Source organism: Streptomyces sp. NPDC007945, assembly GCF_042958885.1.
Lineage (GTDB): Bacteria > Actinomycetota > Actinomycetes > Streptomycetales > Streptomycetaceae > Streptomyces.
In genome coordinates this window covers 173,806-195,047 of sequence record NZ_JBIBJV010000011.1, presented here as the reverse complement: position 1 = coordinate 195,047, position 21,242 = coordinate 173,806, and the positions used below count along the sequence as shown (strand labels likewise).

18 protein-coding genes are annotated in these 21,242 nt (G+C 73.9%); 6 read left to right on the top strand and 12 right to left on the bottom strand.

Annotated features, from left to right (window positions below; all coding sequences use genetic code 11):
* The first annotated feature begins 204 nt into the window (after positions 1-204).
* Complete coding sequence (locus ACFZCF_RS28665) at positions 205-1,539, top strand: UDP-glucose dehydrogenase family protein (protein WP_388449029.1); 1,335 nt, start codon at positions 205-207, stop codon at positions 1,537-1,539.
* A gap of 134 nt (positions 1,540-1,673) precedes the next feature.
* On the opposite strand, the gene ACFZCF_RS28660 is transcribed toward ACFZCF_RS28665, so the two are convergent.
* Genes ACFZCF_RS28660 through ACFZCF_RS28650 form a run of 3 tightly spaced genes read right to left on the bottom strand, consistent with a single transcriptional unit; the run spans position 1,674 to position 4,559 of the window.
* Positions 1,674-2,870 carry a membrane dipeptidase gene (locus tag ACFZCF_RS28660; protein ID WP_391289784.1) on the bottom strand — a complete coding sequence of 399 codons (1,197 nt, stop codon included), beginning with the start codon at positions 2,868-2,870 and terminating at the stop codon, positions 1,674-1,676.
* Positions 2,867-3,364 (bottom strand): 5-(carboxyamino)imidazole ribonucleotide mutase, encoded by a 498-nt coding sequence (gene purE / locus ACFZCF_RS28655; RefSeq protein ID WP_388449277.1) that lies wholly within the window; start codon positions 3,362-3,364, stop codon positions 2,867-2,869. Before purE ends, ACFZCF_RS28660 begins: the two co-directional genes overlap by 4 nt.
* 55 nt (positions 3,365-3,419) lie before the next feature.
* Positions 3,420-4,559, bottom strand: coding sequence for a 5-(carboxyamino)imidazole ribonucleotide synthase (locus ACFZCF_RS28650; protein ID WP_388449032.1), 1,140 nt, complete (start codon positions 4,557-4,559; stop codon positions 3,420-3,422).
* A gap of 184 nt (positions 4,560-4,743) precedes the next feature.
* Between ACFZCF_RS28650 and ACFZCF_RS28645 the strand changes: the two genes are divergently transcribed.
* Positions 4,744-5,271, top strand: a complete 528-nt coding sequence (locus ACFZCF_RS28645) for a GtrA family protein (RefSeq protein ID WP_388449034.1) — start codon at positions 4,744-4,746, stop codon at positions 5,269-5,271.
* A 6-nt stretch (positions 5,272-5,277) separates the two neighbouring features.
* Here the strand turns inward: ACFZCF_RS28645 and ACFZCF_RS28640 are convergent, their stop codons facing one another.
* Positions 5,278-6,549, bottom strand: a complete 1,272-nt coding sequence (locus ACFZCF_RS28640) for an ATP-binding protein (RefSeq protein ID WP_388449036.1) — start codon at positions 6,547-6,549, stop codon at positions 5,278-5,280.
* 412 nt (positions 6,550-6,961) lie between these two features.
* Complete coding sequence (locus tag ACFZCF_RS28635; protein ID WP_382805121.1) at positions 6,962-7,639, bottom strand: response regulator transcription factor; 678 nt, start codon at positions 7,637-7,639, stop codon at positions 6,962-6,964.
* 429 nt (positions 7,640-8,068) lie between these two features.
* On the opposite strand from ACFZCF_RS28635, the gene ACFZCF_RS28630 reads away from it, so the two are divergent.
* Positions 8,069-9,589 (top strand): peptide MFS transporter, encoded by a 1,521-nt coding sequence (locus tag ACFZCF_RS28630; protein ID WP_388449038.1) that lies wholly within the window; start codon positions 8,069-8,071, stop codon positions 9,587-9,589.
* Between the two features lie 488 nt (positions 9,590-10,077).
* Here the strand turns inward: ACFZCF_RS28630 and ACFZCF_RS28625 are convergent, their stop codons facing one another.
* Positions 10,078-10,506 (bottom strand): ATP-binding protein, encoded by a 429-nt coding sequence (locus tag ACFZCF_RS28625; RefSeq protein WP_388449042.1) that lies wholly within the window; start codon positions 10,504-10,506, stop codon positions 10,078-10,080.
* A 74-nt stretch (positions 10,507-10,580) separates the two neighbouring features.
* Positions 10,581-10,958: an STAS domain-containing protein gene (locus ACFZCF_RS28620; protein ID WP_388449044.1), complete on the bottom strand. Its 378-nt coding sequence runs from the start codon at positions 10,956-10,958 to the stop codon at positions 10,581-10,583.
* A gap of 209 nt (positions 10,959-11,167) precedes the next feature.
* Here ACFZCF_RS28620 and ACFZCF_RS28615 point away from each other — a divergent pair, with 209 nt between their 5' ends.
* The 3 genes from ACFZCF_RS28615 to ACFZCF_RS28605 all read left to right on the top strand — a co-directional run bounded on the left by ACFZCF_RS28615 (position 11,168) and on the right by ACFZCF_RS28605 (position 15,604).
* The gene (locus ACFZCF_RS28615) at positions 11,168-12,061 is read left to right on the top strand and encodes an RNA polymerase sigma factor SigF (protein WP_388449046.1); all 894 of its coding nucleotides are present in this window, start codon (positions 11,168-11,170) and stop codon (positions 12,059-12,061) included.
* A 202-nt stretch (positions 12,062-12,263) separates the two neighbouring features.
* Entirely contained in the window at positions 12,264-13,463 is a 1,200-nt protein-coding gene (locus tag ACFZCF_RS28610; protein ID WP_391289780.1) for a DegT/DnrJ/EryC1/StrS family aminotransferase, read from the top strand.
* The gene (locus tag ACFZCF_RS28605; protein WP_391289778.1) at positions 13,460-15,604 is read left to right on the top strand and encodes a lipopolysaccharide biosynthesis protein; all 2,145 of its coding nucleotides are present in this window, start codon (positions 13,460-13,462) and stop codon (positions 15,602-15,604) included. Before ACFZCF_RS28610 ends, ACFZCF_RS28605 begins: the two co-directional genes overlap by 4 nt.
* Before the next feature lie 6 nt (positions 15,605-15,610).
* On the opposite strand, the gene ACFZCF_RS28600 is transcribed toward ACFZCF_RS28605, so the two are convergent.
* The 5 genes from ACFZCF_RS28600 to ACFZCF_RS28580 all read right to left on the bottom strand — a co-directional run bounded on the left by ACFZCF_RS28600 (position 15,611) and on the right by ACFZCF_RS28580 (position 21,207).
* A complete protein-coding gene (locus ACFZCF_RS28600) occupies positions 15,611-16,633 on the bottom strand; it encodes a glycosyl hydrolase (RefSeq protein WP_391289794.1) in 1,023 nt (340 codons plus the stop codon).
* 68 nt (positions 16,634-16,701) lie between these two features.
* Complete coding sequence (locus ACFZCF_RS28595; RefSeq protein WP_388449052.1) at positions 16,702-17,079, bottom strand: hypothetical protein; 378 nt, start codon at positions 17,077-17,079, stop codon at positions 16,702-16,704.
* A 47-nt stretch (positions 17,080-17,126) separates the two neighbouring features.
* Positions 17,127-19,028, bottom strand: coding sequence for a hypothetical protein (locus ACFZCF_RS28590; RefSeq protein ID WP_391289776.1), 1,902 nt, complete (start codon positions 19,026-19,028; stop codon positions 17,127-17,129).
* A 122-nt stretch (positions 19,029-19,150) separates the two neighbouring features.
* Positions 19,151-19,960 carry a polysaccharide deacetylase family protein gene (locus tag ACFZCF_RS28585; protein WP_388449056.1) on the bottom strand — a complete coding sequence of 270 codons (810 nt, stop codon included), beginning with the start codon at positions 19,958-19,960 and terminating at the stop codon, positions 19,151-19,153.
* Positions 19,957-21,207: a glycosyltransferase gene (locus tag ACFZCF_RS28580; RefSeq protein ID WP_388449279.1), complete on the bottom strand. Its 1,251-nt coding sequence runs from the start codon at positions 21,205-21,207 to the stop codon at positions 19,957-19,959. The genes ACFZCF_RS28585 and ACFZCF_RS28580 overlap by 4 nt, the downstream gene beginning before the upstream one ends.
* Between the last annotated feature and the right edge of the window lie 35 nt (positions 21,208-21,242).

The window sequence follows — 21,242 nt, the reverse complement described above, 5'->3', positions numbered from 1 at the left end:
TCCGCCAGCGCACGCACCGACTCCCGGAGCATCTCGTGCTCCTCCGACGTCCGGTACAGGTCGAAGTCCTTGCCCATGCTGTCGAGCTCCCTGGATTGCTAACTACTGTTAAGTAACCCAAAGGGTAGGGCGTGTACCGGGCGCTCTGCCAGGGCCCGACTATGCTCGGGCAGGCACTTTCGCCCGACGCTCCTGGAGTCCCGCATGGCCCTGAAGATCACCGTGATCGGCACCGGCTACCTCGGCGCCACCCACGCCGCGGCCATGGCCGAGATGGGCTTCGAGGTCCTCGGACTCGACGTCGTGCCGGAGAAGGTCGAGCTCCTGGCCTCCGGACGCGTCCCGATGTTCGAGCCCGGCCTGGAGGAACTGCTCGGCAAGCACGTCGCCGGCGTCGAGGGCTCCACCGGCCGGCTGCGCTTCACCACCTCCTGGGAGGAGGTCGGCGCCTTCGGCGACGTCCACTTCGTCTGCGTGAACACCCCGCAGAAGCACGGCGAGTACGGCTGCGACATGAGCTACGTCGACGCCGCCTTCGCCTCCCTGGCCGCCGTCGCCCGCGCCGGCTCGCTGGTCGTCGGCAAGTCGACCGTCCCGGTCGGCTCGGCCGAGCGGCTCGCCGGAGTGCTGCCGGAGGGCGTCCTGCTGGCCTGGAACCCGGAGTTCCTGCGCGAGGGCTTCGCCGTCCAGGACACCCTGCGCCCCGACCGGATCGTCGTCGGCGTCCACGGCGAGGACGGCGGGCGGGCCGAGAAGCTGCTCCGCGAGGTGTACGCGGTCCCCGTCGCCGAGGGTTCGCCCTTCGTCGTCACCGACTTCCCGACCGCCGAGCTGGTCAAGACGGCCGCGAACTCCTTCCTCGCCACCAAGATCTCCTTCATCAACGCGATGGCGGAGATCTGCGAGGCGGCCGGCGGCGACGTCGCCAAGCTGGCCGAGGCCATCGGCCACGACGAGCGGATCGGCAACAAGTTCCTGCGGGCCGGCGTCGGCTTCGGCGGCGGCTGCCTGCCCAAGGACATCCGCGCCTTCATGGCCCGGGCGGGCGAGCTCGGCGTCGACCAGGCGCTGACCTTCCTCCGCGAGATCGACTCCATCAACATGCGGCGGCGCGGCCAGATGGTCGAGATGGCCCGCGAGGCGCTCGGCGGAGGCTCCTTCCTGGGCCGCCGGGTCGCCGTCCTCGGCGCCACCTTCAAGCCGGACTCGGACGACGTCCGCGACTCCCCCGCGCTCAACGTCGCCGGCCAGATCCACCTCCAGGGCGGCCAGGTCACCGTCTACGACCCCAAGGGCATGGCGAACGCCCGCAAGGTCTTCCCCACCCTCGGCTACGCGGACTCGGCCCTGGAGGCCGTCCGGGACGCGGACGTGGTGCTGCACCTGACCGAGTGGCGCGAGTTCCGCGAGCTCGACCCGGCGGAACTGGCCGCCGCCGCCGCGTCCCCGGTCGTCCTCGACGGGCGCAACGCCCTGGACGGCGAGCGGTGGCGGGCGGCCGGCTGGACGTACCGCGCGATGGGCCGCCCGCGCGCCTGACGACAGGCGGGGAAGGGGCGCACCGGACGGATCCGGTGCGCCCCTTCCCCATAGGTGTCACGGGCCCGGTTCGCGTTGCCGTGGGCCAGGCCCGGGTCGCGGCGCAGCGGCTCCGCGAGGTCCCGGTGCCGCCGTCAGACGCCGTCGAGCTGGGCGATCATGGCGTGCGAGGCGGCCGTGCGGGCGGTGAGGTCCCGCGAGACGGCCTCCGCGTCGCCGAGCACCCGGAGGGCGTTCGACCAGGTCAGCTTGGTGAGGTCGGCGCGGGACCAGCCGCGGTCGAGGAGTTCGGCGATCAGGTGGGGGTAGCCGGCGACGTCGTCGAGGCCCGCGGGGGTGAAGGCGGTGCCGTCGTAGTCGCCGCCGATGCCGATGTGGTCGATGCCGGCGGCCTCGCGCATGTGGTCGAGGTGGTCGGCGACGGTGGCGGCGGTGGCGATCGGGCGGGGGTGCTCGGCCTCGAAGGCGGTGTGGATCTCCCTCGCCCTCGGGGTGGTGTCGAGGTGGTGGAGGCCGTGGGCGCGGAGGTTGGCGTCGGCGCGCAGGGTCCACTCGACGGCCGCCGGGAGGATGAACTTCGGGACGAAGGTCGCCATCGCCACGCCGCCGTTGGCGGGCAGCCGCTCCAGGACGTCGTCGGGGACGTTCCTCGGGTGGTCGCAGACCGCGCGGGACGAGGAGTGGGAGAAGATCACCGGCGCGGTGGTCTCGTCGAGGGCGTCCCGCATGGTCGTCTCGGCGACATGCGAGAGGTCGACGAGCATGCCGCAGCGGTTCATCTCGCGGACGACGGCGCGGCCGAAGGCGGTGAGGCCGCCGTGCCGGGGCTCGTCGGTGGCGGAGTCGGCCCAGTCGTTGTTCTCGTTGTGCGTGAGGGTCATGTACCGCACGCCGAGGGTGTGCAGGGCGCGCAGGGTGGCGAGGGAGTTGTCGATCGAGTGACCGCCCTCGGCGCCCTTGAGGGAAGCGATCCGGCCCTCGGCGCGGGCCTTGACGACGTCGTCGGCGGTGCGGGCGGGCGCGAGGTCGGCCGCGTACCGCTCGACGAGCCGGTCGACGGCGTCGATCTGCTCCAGGGTGGCGCTCACCGCGTGGTCGCCGGCGAACCTGCCCGGGACGTAGACGGACCAGAACTGGGCACCGACCCCGCCGGCGCGGAGCCGGGCGAGGTCGGTGTGGAGGGAGGCCGAGCGGTCGCCCGCGATGTCGAGCTTGTCGAGGTCGTAGCCGCACTGCTCGCGCAGCGCCCACGGGAGGTCGTTGTGCCCGTCGACGACGGGGGCCTCCGCGAGGAGGGCCCGGGCCTCGGCGAGCCGCTCGGCCGCGCTCACTTGCCGAACCCGAAGGAGTCGGCGCCGGCGACCTTGGCGCGCAGCCGCTTGCCCTTCTCGGTGGCCTGGTCGTTGAGGTCCTGGAGGAAGGCGCTCATCCGGGCCTGGAGCTCGGGGTCGGCGGCGGCGAGCACACGGACGGCGAGGAGGCCCGCGTTGCGCGCGCCGGCGATGGAGACGGTGGCGACCGGGATGCCGGCGGGCATCTGGACGATCGACATCAGCGAGTCCATGCCGTCGAGGTACTTCAGCGGCACGGGGACGCCGATGACCGGGAGGGGGGTGACGGAGGCGAGCATGCCCGGCAGGTGGGCGGCGCCGCCGGCGCCCGCGATGATCGCCTTGAGGCCGCGGCCGGCGGCCTCCTCGCCGTACGCGATCATCTCGCGCGGCATGCGGTGGGCGGAGACGACGTCGACCTCGTACGGGATGCCGAACTCGTCGAGCGCCTGGGCGGCGGCCTCCATGACGGGCCAGTCGGAGTCGGAGCCCATCACGATGCCGACGAGCGGGCCGCTCCCCTGGTCGCTCGTACCGTTGCTCACCTGGTTACTCAACGATCGTCCCTCGCAGGTAGTCGGCGGCGTGGCGGGCGCGCTCCAGCACCTCGTCCAGGTCGTCGCCGTAGGTGTTGACGTGACCGACCTTACGCCCGGGCTTCACGTCCTTGCCGTACATGTGGATCTTGAGCTGCGGGTCCCGGGCCATGCAGTGCAGGTAGCCCTGGTACATGTCCGGGTAGTCGCCGCCGAGGACGTTGCACATCACGGTCCACGGGGCGCGCGGGCGGGGGTCGCCGAGCGGCAGGTCGAGGACGGCGCGGACGTGGTTGGCGAACTGGCTGGTGATCGCCCCGTCCTGGGTCCAGTGGCCGGAGTTGTGCGGGCGCATCGCCAGTTCGTTGACGAGGATGCGGCCGTCGGTGGTCTGGAAGAGCTCGACGGCGAGGTGGCCGACGACGCCGAGCTCCTGGGCGATCCGCAGCGCCAGCTCCTGGGCCTGCCCGGCGAGCTCGGGGTCGAGGTCGGGGGCGGGGGCGATCACGGTGTCGCAGACGCCGTCGACCTGGCGGGACTCGACCACCGGGTAGGCGACGGCCTGGCCGTGCGGGGAGCGGACGATGTTCGCCGCGAGCTCGCGGGCGAAGTCGACCTTCTCCTCGGCGAGCACGGGCACCCCGGCGAGGAAGGGGTCGCGGGCGTCCTCGGCGGTGCGGACGAACCAGACGCCCTTGCCGTCGTATCCGCCGCGCACGGTCTTGAGGATGATCGGGAAGCCGCCGACCTCGTCGGCGAAGGCGACCGCGTCGGCCGGGTCGGCCACGATGCGGTGGCGGGGGCTGGGCGCGCCGATCTCGTCGAGCCTCGCCCGCATCACCCCCTTGTCCTGGGCGTGCACCAGGGCGTCGGGCCCGGGGCGGACGGGGATGCCGTCGGCCTCCAGGGCGCGCAGGTGCTCGGTGGGGACGTGCTCGTGATCGAAGGTGATCACGTCGCAGCCGCGCGCGAAGGCGCGGAGCGTCTCCAGGTCCCGGTAGTCGCCGATGACGACCTCGCCGGCCACTTGGGCCGCCGAGTCCTGGGGGGTGTCACTGAGGAGCTTGAACTTGATGCCGAGGGGGATGCCCGCCTCGTGCGTCATGCGGGCGAGCTGCCCGCCGCCGACCATGCCTACTACCGGGAACGTCACCCTCTTAGGGTATCCGCACCATCCGTGAACACTCGTCCGGCTGTGGATTGCCACAAGGCGTGACCGGGTGCGCCCGGGTTTTCCACAGCTTTCGCGCCTACTCGGGCGGGTGACAGGGGTGGCTGGTTAGCATGAGTGGGTTGACGTCACCAGGACGTCACCCGACGGACGGACCGACCCCACCATGAGCGAACCCGGCGCGCTGCGCATGCGACTCGCCCTGCTCGGCCGAGAGGTCGCCAAGTTCGGCGTGGTCGGCGGCCTCGGTGTCCTGGTCAACCTGGCCGTCTTCAACCTGGTCCGGCACACCACGGAGCTCCCGGTGGTACGGGCCAGCCTGATCGCCACGGTCGTGGCCATCGCCTTCAACTACGTGGGGTTCCGCTACTTCACGTACCGCGACCGCGACAAGTCGGGCCGCACCAAGGAGATGACCCTCTTCCTGCTGTTCAGCCTCGTCGGCCTCGTGATCGAGAACGGCGTGCTGTACGCGGCGACGTACGGCCTCGGGTGGAACGGCTCGCTGGCGAGCAACTTCTTCAAGTTCTTCGGGATCGGCCTCGGGACCCTGTTCCGCTTCTGGTCCTACCGCACCTGGGTCTTCCGGGCGCTGCCGGCGAAGGAGGCCGTGCAGACCGCCGAGTCCTTCCTGGAGCAGGAGCCGGTCCCCACGCCGCGGCAGGCGCGGCGCCGGCAGCCCGACCACGTGTAGGGAAGCTCACCGCACGGGGCGTTCCCGGGGCTCGTCGGCGACGCTGCGGGCCTCCTTGCTCAGGAAGAGCGCGAAGACCGGCGGCTGCTGCTGGAGCAGCTCCAGGCGCCCGCCGTCGGCCTCCGCCAGGTCCCGGGCGACCGCCAGGCCGATGCCGGTGGAGCTGCGGCCGCTGACGGCCCGCTCGAAGATCCGCGCGCCGAGGTCGGCGGGGACGCCGGGGCCCTCGTCGGTGACCTCGATCACCGACTGGTTTCCGGTGACGCGGGTGCGCAGGGCGACGGTGCCGCCGCCGTGCATGAGCGAGTTCTCGATGAGCGCGGCGAGGACCTGGGCGACCGCCCCCGGGGTGCCGATCGCGCGCATGCCCTGCTTGCCGGAGCGGACGATGGCGCGGCCCGCGCTGCGGTAGGCGGGACGCCACTCCTCGATCTGCTGCTTGACGACCTCGTCGAGGTCGAAGGCGACGGCGGAGCCGGAGCGGGGGTCCCGGGAGTTCGTCAGCAGCCGCTCGACGACGTCGGTGAGCCGCTCGACCTGCGTCAGCGCGATCGTCGCCTCCTCCTTGACGGTGTCCAGGTCGTCGGCGAGGGCGACCTCCTCCAGGCGCATGGACAGCGCGGTGAGGGGGGTGCGGAGCTGGTGGGAGGCGTCGGCGGCGAGCCGGCGCTCGGCGGTCAGCATCCGGGCGATGCGCTCGGCGGAGGCGTCGAGGACGTCCGCGACCCGGTCCAGCTCGGGGACCCCGTACCGCCGGTGCCGTGGCCTCGGGTCGCCCGAGCCGAGGCGTTCGGCGGTCTCGGCGAGGTCGGTGAGCGGGGAGGCGAGCCGGTTCGCCTGGCGCACGGCGAGGAGGACGGCGGCGATGACCGCCAGCCCGGCGACCGCCACGATGATCAGGGCGGTGCTGCCGACCTCGGAGGTGACGGCCGAGCGGGACTCCTCGACGATCACGGTCTCGCCGCGCTCGCCCTCGGCGTAGCCCCGGATGACGCTGTCGGTGGGGCGGGTGCCGATCTCGATGGGCGGGCGGCCCGGGATGGTGACCAGGGCGTACCGCTTCGCGCCGCCCTGCTCCGCGAGGATCGCGGGGTTCACCGGCTCGCCGCCGATCAACCGGCTGTCGACGATCGAGACGATGCGGAGGGCTTCGGCGTCGACGCTCTCCTGGGCGCTGCTGGTGATCGTCCTCGTCTCGACGAGGACCAGGGAGACGCCGAAGACGGTGATCACGACGAGGACGACGGCGAGGGTGCTGGTGATGAGGCGGCGGCGCACGTGCCCTCCCGGGCGGGGTGGGGGTCGGAGGCCCTGGGCTGCCGGGCCCCTGTCGGTGCGGGCTGCTCCGGGCGGGGTGGGGCCCGCGGGCCCTACGGGCGGGAGTCGGGACGGGGAGGCCTCGGACGCGGGGTCGGGTCCGGGGGCCTCAGGCGGGGGTCGGGCCGGGGCCTCGGGCACGGGGGCGGGCGCGAGGCCTGGAGCACGGGGCACGGAATCGGGGCCCGGAGGCCTCGGGCACGGGGTCGGGTGCGGGATGAGGCCTGACGCCTCGGGTGCGGAATCGGGCCCACAGGCCTCGGGTGCGGGGTGGAGCGCGAGGGCCTCGGGCGCTGGGTCGGACCCGGAGGCCTCGGGTGCGGGGCGGGGCGCCGTGCGGCTCTCCCTCCCCGCGCGGCGGAGGGGAGAGGGGTCAGCTCTTCTCGAAGCGGAAGCCGACGCCTCGCACCGTGGCGATGTAGCGGGGGTTCGCCGCGTCGTCGCCGAGCTTCTTGCGGAGCCAGGAGATGTGCATGTCGAGGGTCTTGGTGGAGGACCACCAGGTGGTGTCCCAGACCTCGCGCATCAGCTGGTCGCGGGTGACGACCCGGCCCGCGTCGCGGACCAGGACGCGCAGGAGGTCGAACTCCTTCGCCGTGAGCTGGAGCTCCTCGTCGCCCATCCACGCCCGGTGCGACTCGACGTCGATGCGGACGCCGTGGGTGGCGGGCGCGGGGGCCGGCTCGGTGGCGCCGCGCCGCAGGAGGGCCCGGACCCGGGCGAGGAGCTCGGCGAGGCGGAAGGGCTTGGTGACGTAGTCGTCGGCGCCCGCGTCGAGCCCGACGACGGTGTCGACCTCGTCGGCGCGTGCGGTGAGGACCAGGATCGGGACCGTGTGCCCGTCGGCGCGCAGGCGGCGGGCGACCTCCAGGCCGTCCATGCCGGGCAGGCCCAGGTCGAGCACGACCAGGTCGACGCCGCCCTGGAGGCCGGTGTCGAGCGCGGCGGGCCCGTCCTCGCGGACCTCGACCTCGTACCCCTCTCTCCGCAGGGCGCGGGCCAGCGGTTCCGAGATGGATGCGTCGTCCTCGGCGAGCAGTACACGGGTCATGGGGTGATGGTAGTCCGCACGGGTACCGGGCCGGGGCGGGATCGCGGGGCGGCGGCCACCGCCTCCGAAGCAGGGTGCGTAACCTGTACATCACCTTGGAATGGCGCTCCTTGGTTCCTTGGTCACCTGTGATCCATCTCTCAAGTCCTTCCATATCCGGCACTGTCGTGTCGTATGGTGGCGAGACGTCTGTAGCGGTATTAGGGGACCTTTGGCCTGCTTCGTCAGCCAAGGTCCTCTTCTCTGCGGGAGGTTGGCACTGCCGGCCTCGGACGGTGAAGACCTGTGGGCCGGGTCCCGTGGCGCGGAAGTCGCGCGGCGGGGCGTGGATCCCGGACGGGGCGCGAACGCTCCGGCCGGTGCCGGCCACCCCCCACCGGGCGCATCACGCTCACGAGGCGTCGCGTCCCGAGCTAGCAAGGATCGACCATGGCTTCCAGCCTGACGACGGCTTCGACCGGTGTCCCCCGGTACCAGAAGACGTTCCTCGGCCACCCCCGCGGCCTGACCACGCTCTTCTTCACCGAGATGTGGGAGCGGTTCTCCTACTACGGCATGCGGGCCCTGCTGGTGTACTACCTGGTCTCCGGTGGCGCCGACGCCGCCGTGGGCAGCCAGGGCGGCGGCCTCGCCATGAAGGCGGCCACGGCCACGGCCATCTACTCGGTCTACGTGTCGATGGTCTACCTCATGGCCATGCCGGGTGGCTGGTTCGGCGACCGCGTCTGGGGCGCGCGCAAGACCGTCACCATCGCCGGTTTCGTGATCATGGCGGGCCACGTCTGCCTGGCCCTGCCCGGTTCGGCGATGTTCTTCGTCGGCCTCGCGCTGGTGGCCGTCGGTTCGGGTCTGCTGAAGGCCAACATCTCGACGATGGTGGGCCACCTCTACGACGGGCCCGAGGACCCGCGTCGTGACGGCGGCTTCACCCTCTTCTACATCGGCATCAACGTCGGCGCCTTCGTCTCCCCGCTGCTGATCGGCACGATCGGCAAGGAGGTCAACTGGCACCTCGGCTTCGCGCTCGCCGCCGTCGGCATGGGCCTCGGCCTCGCCGTCTTCCTCGGCTTCGCCAAGAGCCTCAACCCGAAGAGCAGCGAGGTTCCGAACCCGCTCTCGGCGCTGGAGCGCAAGACGGTCCTCACCAAGGTCGCGCTGGTGACCGTCGTCGTCGCCGCCTTCTACGGCGTCGTCGTCGCCCTGGGGATGTACACGCTCAACTGGGCGCTCGTCCCGCTGACCCTCGCCGGCCTGATCATCCCGATCGCGGTGCTCTCCCGGATCAAGCGGGACAAGGACCTCTCCCGGGCCGAGCAGTCGAAGATGACCGGCTACATCTGGTTCTTCGTCGCCGCCGCCATCTTCTGGATGATCTACGACCAGGGTGGTTCGACCCTGTCGCTCTTCGCGGACGACAAGACCGCGGACACCGTCTTCGGCCTCGGCTTCTCCGCCACCTGGTACCAGTCCCTGAACCCGCTCTTCGTCATGGCGCTGGCCCCGGTCTTCGCCTGGCTGTGGCTGTGGCTGGCCCGCAAGAACCAGGAGCCGAACACCATCGTGAAGTTCGCGATGGGCCTGGTCCTGGTCGGCGCCTCCTTCTTCGTCTTCATCGTCCCGATGAACATGGCGGGCGGCGGCGACAAGGTCTCCCCGATGTGGCTCGTCTCGATCTACATGATCCAGACCATCGGTGAGCTGTGCCTCTCTCCGGTCGGCCTCTCGGTGACGACCAAGATGGCGCCGCAGAAGTACGCCTCCCAGATGATGGGCGTCTGGTTCCTCGCCGTCACCGCCGGTGACTGCACCACCGGTCTGCTCTCCATCGCGGGCGTCGACCTCAACGGCACGGGCATCATCGCCCTCCAGGCGTCCCTCGCGGTCGCCGCCGGCTTCGCGATCTTCATGTACCGCAAGAAGGTCCAGGGCCTCATGGGCGACGTGCACTGACCCGCGCTTCCGCACGGCGGACGGCCCCGGCACACCACAGGGTGTGCCGGGGCCGTCCCGTTCCCGCCGCGCCCCGCGTCAGCGACTCCGGCGGGCCGGGCGGCGCCACGCGGTGAAGGTGAAGACCGCGCCGCCGAGGAGGATCCGTCCCGGCGACCAGGCCGAGGGCGCGCAGGGCGCCGTCGGACCCGGCGCCGGTCCGGGCGAGGCCGTCGTCGGAGCCGGACCCGCCGTCGCCGCCTCCGACGGGGCTGCCCCCGCCGTCCGCGCCGCCGTCGCCGCCGGTGCCGGAGGCGCCGCCGGACTGCTTGGCGGTGTCCAGGGTCAGGGAGACCGGGGCCGTGCCCTTCACCGTGCAGGGGATCTTGACGGGGTCGCTTCCTGACGCCCCATCAGATGGGCCGTCAAGGTACGCCCGGGGCCTTGCGGAGGGAAGAAGGGCGACGGTGAAAGTCCCGCGGCGGCGGGCGCCGGGGGACGCGGAACCGTCAGGCGGGAGAGGCCAGTTCGGCCCAGACCGTCTTGCCGGGGGCGCCCGGCACCCGCTCGATGCCCCAGTCGAGACAGAGCCGCTGCACGATGAACATGCCGTGTCCGCCGGGGCGCCCGGCCCGGTGCGGGGTGCGGGGCGTGGGCTGGCCGGCGCCCCGGTCGGTGACCTCCAGGCGGATGGTCGAGGCGAGCCGCACGACCTGGAGCTGCTCGGGGCCCTCGGCGTGCAGGCAGGCGTTGGTGACGAGCTCGGAGACGACGAGCAGGACGTCCTCCGCGGCGGCCCGGCGGTCGGCGCCGACGGCCGGCAACCAGCCCCACTCGGTCAGCGCCGTCCGGGTGAAGTCGCGGGCGAGCGGGACGGTCCCGCTGGTCTCGCCGAGCGCGAGCGTACGGACCTCAAGGACGTCGGAAGCCTGGTCCATCAGCACTTCACCTCACCGGTCGACGAGAGAGCAGGGGCAGGGGGCGGGAAAGGGGCCCGGGGGTGCGGCGGGGGTCAGCCGGAGTCGGGCAGGGCGGTGGCGAGGGTCTCGTGCAGGGTGAAGACGGCCTCGGCGCCGGTGATCCGGAAGACCCGGGCCACGGCGGGCCGCATGGCCACCAGATGGACCGCGCCGCCGGCGGCCTCGGCGCGCAGCCGGGCCCCGAGGAGCACGTTGAGGCCGGTGGAGTCGCAGAAGCCGAGTCCGGCGCAGTCCACGACGAGCCGGACGCGGCCGGCGTCGAGGGCCGCGTCGAGTGGTGCACGCAGCAGTTCGGCGGTGTGGTGATCGAGCTCACCCACCGGGACGAGGAGTTCCGCGTCACCGTCGACGGTCCTCGCCTCTACCCGCAGCCGCTCGGGCCGCACGCTGCCGATGTGCTGGCGGTCCATGGTGTGACGCCCTCCTCGATCGACTGCGTCGAACCCTACTAGCGGGGCGCCCATCCGTGCACACGAGCCCCCCATGAAACCACCCAAAACGGATTATTGCCACTTGCAACGACCGCCGCCGAGCAGGTAGGGCTAGGAGGAACACCGATCCAGCCGGCATTGGAGGCGCCGCACACCGCACCCGTACCCCCCACCCCTGGAGGAGACCCATGTCACCCCGGCTCGACGCCCCGCGCACCCCCACCGCGCCGTCGACAACAGCCCTTCCCCGTACCGCCCACCCCACACCCCTGCTCCCCCCGGAGCTCGAAGGACCCCTCGACCGGGTCGCGCCCGCCGACGCCCGCGCGCTCTCGAAGGACCTCTTCGCCCGGCTCGCCGAGCTGGAGGAGGGCACCCACGAGCACGCCTACGTCCGCAACACCCTCGTCGAACTCAACCTGGCCCTGGTCCGCTTCGCCGCCGCCCGCTTCGGCACCCGCAGCGAGCCCATGGAGGACATCGTCCAGGTCGGCACGATCGGCCTCATCAAGGCCATCGACCGCTTCGAACTCGCCCGCGGCGTCGAGTTCCCCACCTTCGCGATGCCGACCATCATCGGCGAGATCAAGCGGTTCTTCCGCGACACCTCCTGGTCCGTGCACGTCCCCCGGCGGCTCCAGGAGCTCCGCCTCGACCTGGCGCGGGCCGGCGACGCCCTCTCCCAGCGCCTCGACCGGGCACCCACCGTGGCCGAACTCGCCGCCGAGCTCCGGATCCCCGAGGAGGACGTCGTCGAGGGCATGGCCGCCAGCAACGCCTACACGGCCGCCTCCCTCGACGCCCAGACCGAGGACGACGACCACGGCCAGAACGAGTCCACCCTCGCCGACCGGCTCGGCTACGAGGACCACGGCCTCACCGGCATCGAGTACATCGCCTCCCTCAAGCCGATGATCGCCTCGCTCCCCGAACGCGAACGGCTCATCCTCTCCCTCCGCTTCGTCACCGGCCTCACCCAGTCGGAGATCGGCGCCGAACTCGGCATCTCCCAGATGCACGTCTCCCGGCTGCTCTCCCGCACCCTGGCCCGGCTGCGCCGCGGACTCACCCTGGAGGAATGACCGCCGCTCCGGAGGAATCGCCCCCACCGGCCCCCGCGAACCGCCAAGATGGCGACGGAAAGGGCCCGTTCACGGTCTTCGACCCGGACGGGCCCTTCCGCGCGTTCACGGGAGCGGCCGCACGGGCCGCCGGGCGGGCCGTTGTTGACGGCACCGTCCGGAATGGGCGACATTGAGCCCGGGGATCTGGGGGGAATCTGTCATGGTTTCTGCGTACGCGGACCTGGAAGACGTCATGCGCGCGCGGCTCGGCGGCCGGGAGTGCCTCTACGTGCCGTCGTGCCGGCTCGGGCTCTACCTCGCGCTGCGCCGCTGGTGCCCGCCCGGCGGCCGGGTACTCATGTCACCGGTCAACGACGACGTCATCTTCTTCGTGGTGCTCGCCGCCGGCCTCCGGCCCGTCCAGGCGCCGCTCGACCCGCGCGACGGCTCCCTCGACCCGGCGGCCGTGCCCGACGCCGTCTGGTCCGGGCTCTCCGCCGTCCTCACCACCAACCTGTACGGCAACCCCGACCCCGCCCCCGCCCTGCGCGCCCGCTGCGACCGGCTCGGCATCCCGCTCCTGGAGGACGCCGCCCACGCCATCGGCTCCACCGTCGGCGGCCGACCGGTCGGCGCCTGGGGCGACGCCGCCGTCTTCAGCCTCTCCAAGCACACCGGCGCCAAGACCGGCGGCTTCCTCGCCGTCGCCGACCCCGTCCTGCGGGCCGGACTCGCCGCCGAGCGGGACGCGCTGCTCCGCCCGGCCCGGCTCGCCAAGGAAGCCGCCTACCTGGCCCGCCCGTACGCCGAGGCCACCGCCCGCGGCCTGCGCCTCGCCCGGCCCGCGCACGCCGCCCTCCGCGCCCTCGGCGCCCACGAGCGGCCCGGCATCCGGATGCCGCTGCGCCCCGAGGAACTCGCCCGCGCGCTCGGCGCGGCCCCCGCGCTCGACCCCTTCCACTCCTGGGTGCGGGTCGACATGCACGACTACCGGCTCCGCCCCGGCACCGCCCGCCTCGCCCGCACCCGCCGCAGGCTCGCCGCCCTCGACACCGTCCTCGACGCCCACCGGGAAGGTACCGCCCGCCTCCTCACCAGCGAGTACTCCGGGCAGGGCCTCCCCGCGGACGGCGAGGTGCCGCCGCTCTTCCGGGTGCCGCTCCTCGTCGAGGACCGGGACGCCGCCGTCGCCGCCCTCGCCCGCCGCCGCATCACCGTCGGCTACCTCTACGACCCGCCGCTCGACACCTACGCGGGGGAACGGTTCACCGACCCCTCCCCCGCGCCCGCGGGCGCCGCCTGGTTCGCCCGGCACGCCCTGCCCGTGGACCCGCGCCGCGCCGACGAGGTCCTCGCCGTCCTGCGCGCCTCGGGTGCCCGGCCGGCCGCGCCCGTGCCCGCCGCCGGCGGCGCCCGGTGACCGGGACCGTACGAGCCAGGAGCGCCGACCCGGACGCCCCCGGGGCCCGGGAGGCGAAGGGCACCGGGACCCCGGCGGCGGCCGACGGCGGGGACTCGCTCTTCCGCAACGCCTACGCCCTCATGCTCTCCACCGGCGTCTCCGCCGCCCTCGGCCTCGGCTTCTGGCTCGTCGCCGCCCGCTACTACAGCGAGGAGGCCGTCGGCCAGGGCTCGGCCGCCATCGCCGCCCAGCGGATGCTCGCCTCCATCACCGCGACCACCCTCTCCGGCGCCGTCGTCCGCTACGTCCCCCGGGCCGGCCGCGCCACCGGACCGCTCGTCGCCCGCCTCTACCTGCTCAGCACGGTGGTCGTGGCCGCCGCCTCCGGGATCTTCCTGCTCACCCTGGACCTGTGGGGCCCCTCGTACGCCCCCCTCGGCACGCTCTCCGCCGGGATCTTCTTCACCCTGTCCTCCGTCGGCTGGGCGCTGCTCACCCTCCAGGACGGCGTCCTCACCGGCCTGCGGAAGGCCTTCTGGGTGCCGGTCGGCAACGCCGTCTTCTCGGTCGGCAAGCTCGTCCTGCTCGTCGTCCTCGCCGCCGCCCTGCCCGTCCTCGGCGTCTTCGTCTCCTGGGCGGCCGCGATCGCCCTCTCCACGGTCCCGCTGGCCTGGCTCGTCTTCCGCCGGCTCATCCCGGCGCAGGCCCGCGCCGACCGGGACCGCGAGCCGCCCACGTACCGCGAGATCCGGCGCTTCGTGGCCGGCGACGCCTTCGGGGCCGTCTTCAGCCTCCTCATGATCAGCCTGCTGCCGGTCATGGTCGCCGTCCGCTTCGACGCCGCGCACAACGCCTTCTTCTACACGGCGTACACCGTCGGCGGCACCATGGAGTTCATGGCCATCAACATGGCCTCCTCGCTCACCGCGCACGCCTCCCACAGCCCCGAGTCGCTCGCCGAGGGCGTCCGGGGCGCCCTGCGCCGGATGGTGCTGCTGCTCGTCCCCGTCGTCCTCGTCCTCGTCCTCTTCGCGCCGCTGATCCTCGCCCCCTTCGGCCAGGGCTACACCGACAACGGCTCCCTGGTGCTGCGGCTGCTCGCCGCCGGGGCGCTCCCCCGGGTCGCGGTGGAGCTGTACCTCGGGGTGCTCCGCGTCCAGGGCCGCACCGGGATGCTCGCCGCCGTCCAGGGCGCCATGTGCGTCCTCGTCCTCGGCTCCGCCGCCGTCCTCCTCGGGCCGCTCGGCATCGCCGGGGCGGGCGCGGCGGTGCTCGGCGGGATGACGGTGACGGCCCTGGTGTGCGTGCCCGGCCTGCGGGCGGTCCTGAAGGGCGTCGGCACCGCGGAACCCCCCGCGGCCGAGCCCGCGGCCACCGCCGCCCCCACCTCCGCGGCGGCCTCCCCCGCCCTCCCCGACGACGACGGCTACGGCACGCAGTGGGCGCGGCAGAGCGCCTATCTGCGCGCCACGGCCGCGCAGGACTCGGTGACGCCGGCCTTCGGCATCCCGGTGTACGTCCCCCGGCCCCGCACCCCGGAACCCGCACCGGCGCGCCGGACCGCGCCGGTCCCGGAGCCCGTCCCGCAGCCGGTCCCGCCCGTACGCGACCGCGCGGCAGCGGTCCCGTGGTCCCTGCTCGCGGCCGCCGCGGCGGTCTTCTGGCTGCCGCTCGCCGGCGCCGAACCGCTCGACGCGGCCCGGCTCGCGGGTACGCAGCTGCTCACCGCGCTGCCCGCGCCGACCCTGGCCGCCGGGCTGCTCCTCGTCGCCCTCCTCGGCGCGGCGGTCGCCCGGCGCGCCTTCCGCGGGGGCTACGCGGCGGCCGTGCTCCTCGCCACCTTCCTGGCCCTGCACACCGCCCCGCCGCTCCTGGGCCTGCTCCCGCCGCCCGCCGTCGGCCCCGGTGCCGGTCTCCTCGGCACGGGCGCGGCGGTGTGGCTGGCCCCGATCGCGGCGCAGGCGGTCTGCCTGGCGCTCGCGGCGGTGCTGCTGCGGGTGTGCGGGGCGGGCGGGCGGCTCACGGTCGGCGTGGTGTGGGTGCTGGTGTGGGCCGGCTGGGCGGGGCAGCAGTCCTTCGCCACCGCCCCGCTCCCCCTCCTGCTCGGCCTGACCGGCGTCACGATGGCGGCGTACGCGATCCGGGGCCTGCGGTCCTGAGCGGCCTCAGCGGCGCGGCAGCGGCTGCTTGAAGTACGGGTCCTGTCCCGCGGCGCGGTAGCCCTCCAGACCCGGCCCGCCGTCGACGGTGAGGTCGCAGCCGGGCCCGGGCACGGCCCGGTTCCAGTGCACGTACGCCTTGGCCTGCGGCAGCGTCGGCGCGACCTCGGGGATCTTCGCGTACCAGTCCCGCTGCCGCTCGGGCCGCTCCGGGTCGGGGGCGGTGGCGAACTCGGCGAGCATGACCGGCTTGTCGGCGGAGACGTTGGTGCGGAGCCAGTCGTAGGCGGGGCGCTGGCTCTTGTCGAAGTCCAGCCAGTCGGGCGACTTGTGGCACAGGTAGTAGTTGTACTGGTCCATGCCGATCCAGTCGACGTAGGCGTCGCCCGGGTAGAGGGCCTTCATCGTGGCGGCGTTGTCGAGCCAGCCGGAGACCGTCCACACCCAGACGACGTTGGTGACGCCCAGCTGGCGGAAGCGGTCGTGGAGGTGGCGGTAGGCGGCCACGTACTCCTCCGGGGTGCCGGCGCCCTCCGGGATCCGGAAGTCGGCCTCCTGGTCGAAGGAGAAGAAGACCGTCCTGCCGTACTCCTTGATGCGGCGGGCCTGCGGGTCGATGACGGAGGCGTCGTAGCGGCCGGAGGCGATGTTCTTCCAGCCGAGCTGCCTCTCGGTCCAGTTCGCGTGGTGCTTCTCCGTCCACACCGTGGACTCCCAGGCCAGCATCAGGAGCCGGTCGCGTCCGAGTTCGACCTCGTCGGGCGTGAGCAGCTGGCCGTCGGCCTCGCTGCCCGACATGTCGTGGTAGTTGTACACGAGGTCGAGCCGGCGCCCGATCTTCTCCTCCAGGGCGTACACCGGCCGGGTCAGCGAGCCGTCCTCGTCGTAGGGGACGTACGCGCCCCACCAGGCGCCGCAGGGCGCCACCAGGCGGGCGTCCGGCAGGCAGCGCTCGCCGCCCGCCTCCTCGGTGAGGGCCGCCCACACGCCGATGCCGGCGGTCAGCGCGCCGACGGCGGCGAGCGCCACCGCGAGCCGGCCGGTGGCACTCCCCCCGGAACGCGCCTTGCCGGAAGCTCCCCTGTCCCGCCGGCCGTTCACCCTTCCTCACCGCCGCCTCGTTCGCGCAGCCGGAAGCCCGGCAGCAGGGCGGCGACGGTGACGAAGGCGGCCAGTGTCCCCAGGAAGGCGACGACGCTGAAGGCGTCCGCGAGGAAGAGGCCGGTGGCGGTGAGGGTGGCCAGGGCGAGGCTGACCGGCGCGGCCAGGGCGAAGACCTCCAGGCGGGCGCCGGGGAGCGGCCCGGACGGCTGCCGCGTCAGCAGCACGAGGCCGGGAGCGAAGCCGACGAACGCGAGGACGGGGATCCAGCGCAGCGCGGAGCCGTCGGGCAGCGCGGTGGCGGCGAGCGCGACCCAGCCGGAGACGGCGAGGGCGGCTCTGCGCCGGACGGGGGTGAGGCGTGGGACGGCCATGGCGTGCCTGCTCCTTCGGTCGGGTCGGCGGGGGTGGCGGTAGGGGGTCAGCCGGTGGTGGGCTTGTAGCGGAGCACGATCCCGTACCGGCCCTCCTCCACCACTCCGAAGAGCGGGGACGCCTTGAGGGCGGCGACGAGGGAGTCGAAGCCGCCGGCCGGGAGGTAGCCCTCTCCGATGACGGCCTCGGCCTGGGTGGGGGTGAGGACGACGTAGGCGGGCCGGCCGGGCGGGATGCCGCCGGCGAGGTAGCCCGCCGGGTCCTTGAGCATCCGGAGGTTCTCGTCGACCTCCTGCTCGGTGAAGAACCAGCGCTCGTACCGGTCGTAGCGGTAGTACGCGTCGGAGAAGGCTCCCGTGGCGGCGAGGATCAGCGCCCCCTCGGGGGCCCGGTCGAGGGCGCGGCGGGTCAGCGCGGTCTCGCCGGGCTGGGCGTAGTGCATGCCCTCCTTGCCGTAGTACGAGGGCAGGAAGCCGGCGAGCATGGTGAGGAGGGCGAGCGGCAGCGCGACGATCGCGGTCCGGCGGGCGACGGTCGCTCCCCGGCTCGCCGCTCCGGCCGCGGGCACCAGCGCGGCGGCGGCGAAGAACGCGGAGCCGGGCAGGCCGAAGAGGTAGACCCGGAAGATCATCTCGCCGCCGTAGTCGTTGACCAGGACCAGCGGGACCGGTGCGGCGGCGGCGAGGATCAGCGGCAGGGCGCTGCGGGCGAGGCGGCGGCGGAGCAGGACGGCGGTGACGGCGAGCCCGCCGAGGGCGAGGACCATCAGGACGTTGGCGCTGCCGACGAGTTCGGGTCCGGGTCCGGTGGGTTCGCCGGCGAAGCCGGGGCGGGAGTTGGCGAGCAGGTTGCCCAGCTTCTCACCGAGGGTGGAGAGGGTGTCGAGGAACAGCTGCCGGCCCATGGTCAGGTACCAGGCGAGCATGAGGGCGGCGGCCGTGGCGAGCAGCCCGAGGTTGCGGTAGCGGCGGGTGAGGCACAGCGCCGCGAGGGTCACGCACAGCATCAGCGGGGTCAGCTGGTGGGCGGCGTTGACGGCGGCGATCACGGGGATCAGAAGGAGGACCGCGGCGGCCCGCTGCCGGGCGGTCGCGGCGGGCGGGACGGAGGCGGCGGCCGGGTCGAGGACGGCGCGGTCCCGCAGCCGGCCGGCGGACCCGGGCCGCACGAAGCGGCGGACGACGACGGCGAGGACGGTGAGGTGGAGCAGGTACGAGAAGCCCTGCGGGGAGAGGTAGTCCTGGCCGACCCAGTTGGCCAGCTGGAAGATCCACACCGCCGTCCACACCAGCCGCCAGTCGTCGCTGAAGGTGCGGTAGACGAGGACGAGGACCGGCAGGGTGAGCAGCCCGAGCGCGACCGGCGCCCAGTTGATGAAGGAGGCGGCCCCGTCGACGCCGAAGGCGCGGACGAGCGCCGCGTCGAGCGCGAAGAAGCCGGGCCACTGGTCGTAGGCGGACATGCCGCCGGAGAGTTCGGTGCCGGGGTGGACGGTGCCCTCGGCGAGCAGCCGGGTGATGATCGCGTCGTGCTTGGACGCCCAGGCGTAGCGGACGGTCTCGTAGAGGACCGCGGGCGGTGCCTTGAGGGCGACGAGCATGGCGAGGCTGTAGACGGCGGGCCAGGCGGGGGCGGTGCCGGCCCGGCGGAGGCTGAGGACGAAACCGAGGGTGAGGACGGCGAGGGCGGCGTAGAAGGTGACCGGGAAGCGGTCGAGCAGCCCGAACTCGTCCATGTGCCGGAAGTCGATGCGCGGCAGCGCCCAGAGCCACAGCGCGGCGGCGACCAGGAGCGGGCCGAGGGCGAGGACGAGCGGCGAGCGGAACCGCCCGGCGGGCGGCTTCGCCTCGTGCGGGCCGTCCGGGGGCGCGGGCACGGCCCCGCCGGTCACCCGCTCCGGCCGGTCCGGTCCCTGCTGCCGCGTCTGCGCCCGCTCCTGTTTCTGCACGAACTCTTCTCCCCCACTGTCCCCTCGACGAGGCAAGGGAACGTACTTCGGTTCTGTCCGGTTCCACAACTCCCGTCTCGGGTACGGGGTTTGTCGATCTTGGTGGTGCTTGTCGGGTTTCCTCAGCCCGCGAACTCGGGGCCCTTCAGGAGGGCTCGGGTCCTGCGGTAGAGGCGCCAGCCGAGGGTGGGGAGGGAGTCGGGGTAGGGGGCGACCCGGGCGCCCCGGCCGTCCATCCAGGCCGCCACGTCGGCGGCGGTGTGGTCGCGGCGGACGATGAGCCGGGCGATCCGGAAGAGTTCGTCGGACGCGGAGCTGAGGGCGTGCCGGACGGCGACGGCGGAGGCGTAGCCGGCGGCCTCGGCGGCGCGGCGGACGGCGGGGCTGTTGTAGCCGTGCGGGTAGGCGAGGTGGCGCACCTCGTGCCCGAGCACGTCCTCCAGTTCCGCCTTGGAGTCGCGGAGTTCGCGGCGGAGCGCGGCCGGCCGGAGGGTGTCGAGCTGGGCGTGGCTGACGGTGTGGCCGCCGACCTCCATCCCGTACTCCTCCAGGCGCGGCGCCTGCGCCAGGGTCATCATCGGGGCGGGCGGCAGGAGGCAGGGCCGGCCGGGGGCGAGGGCCCCGGTGGTGAGGTAGGCGGTGGCGGGCAGGGCGCGGGCGGCGAGCGCCTCGGCGGTGGGCCCGGCGAGGTCGGCGAAGCCGTCGTCGAAGGTGAGGACGACGGGCCGGGGCGGCAGCGGGGTGCCGGCGGCGAGGTGCCCGACGAGCGCGCCGACGGTGAGCGGCGTCCGGCCGCTGCCGGTGATCACGTCGAGGTGCGCGGCGAAGCGGCGCGGGGTGACGGTGAACTCGGCGATCCAGGACGGCGGGTCGTCCGTCACCGGGTGGTAGAGGAGCACGGGGACGCGGGTGTGCGCGGGGGCGCCGTTCATCGGGGGGCTCCGTTCATCCGCGCCTTGAGGTAGCCCAGCGGGCCGTAGAGCATGCCGCGCCGCTCCAGGCGGGAGAGGGACGCGGGCCACGGGTGGTGCCGGGTGCCGTGCTCGCCGGGTACGCCCCCGCCCTGGGAGCCGCCGCGTTCGGCGGTCATCGTCCGGGCGTGCGCGAGGCCGCGCGGGAGGCGGGCGAGGAGGGCGGGCAGCAGGGCGGGGCGGCGCACCATCGTGGCGGTGAGGTACGCGGTGAGGCCGGCGCCGTAGCCGTACGCCTGGTTCTCCAGGTCCCGCCAGGTCTCGCGGTGGTGGTGCCAGACGAGCGCGCCGGGCGTGTACCGGAGCCGGTGCCCGGCGGCGAGGACGGCGACGAAGGCGTACAGGTCGTCGCCGCCGCGCGCGGCCGTCCCGGTGCCGGTCGCCGGGTCGAAGCCGCCCGCGCGGCGCAGCGCGGAGGCCCGGAAGGCCATGTTGGCGCCGGAGCCGAAGCTGCCGGCGGTGAAGGGGAAGAGCGGTTCGTCGGCGGGCGGGCGGGCCGGGTCGTACAGGCGGGGCGCGAAGCCCTTCGCGAAGCCGCCGTGCGATTCGAGGAGGATCTGCGCGGGGGTGGTGAGCCGGGCGGGCAGGATGAGGCCGGTGGCGCAGCCGAGGCCGGGGTCGGCGGCGAAGGGCGTGGCGAGCGCGGTCAGCCAGTGCGGGTCGGCGATCACGTCGTCGTCGGTGAAGGCGAGCACCTCGCCGCCGGCCGCGGCGACCCCGGCGTTGTGGGCGGCGGCCAGGCCGGGCCGGTCCTCGCGCACGTAGCGGACCCGACCGGCGTACTTCTCCCGGACGAGGTCGCGGGTGGCGGAGGTGCGGGGGGCGTTGTCGACGACGATCAGTTCGTGGTCGGGGTGGTCCTGCGCCAGGAGGGAGTCGAGGGCGCGGGCGAGGGAGCCGGGGCGTTCGCGGGTGGCGACGACGACGGAGGCGCGGGGCGGGGCGGCGGCCGTCGCGGGGGCCTCGGCCGCGGCGAGGCGTTCCGCGTCCGCGCGGGGGGCGGCGGCGTCCGCCGGTCGGCCGGCCGCGAGTGCGGCGAGGACCTCGGCGGCGTCCTCGCCCTCCTCGTAGCGGCCGAGGACCGTGGCGGCGGGGCGGCCGTCGACGCGGACGAGGGCGTAGACGTCGCCGGGGACGGGGGCCGGGGCGCCGGGGGCGGGGCGGAGTCGGGGTCCGTCCGCGCCGAGGTCCAATTCGGCGACGGATATGGCGGGTGGCGTGTTCAACGGGTTCCCCCAGGGGC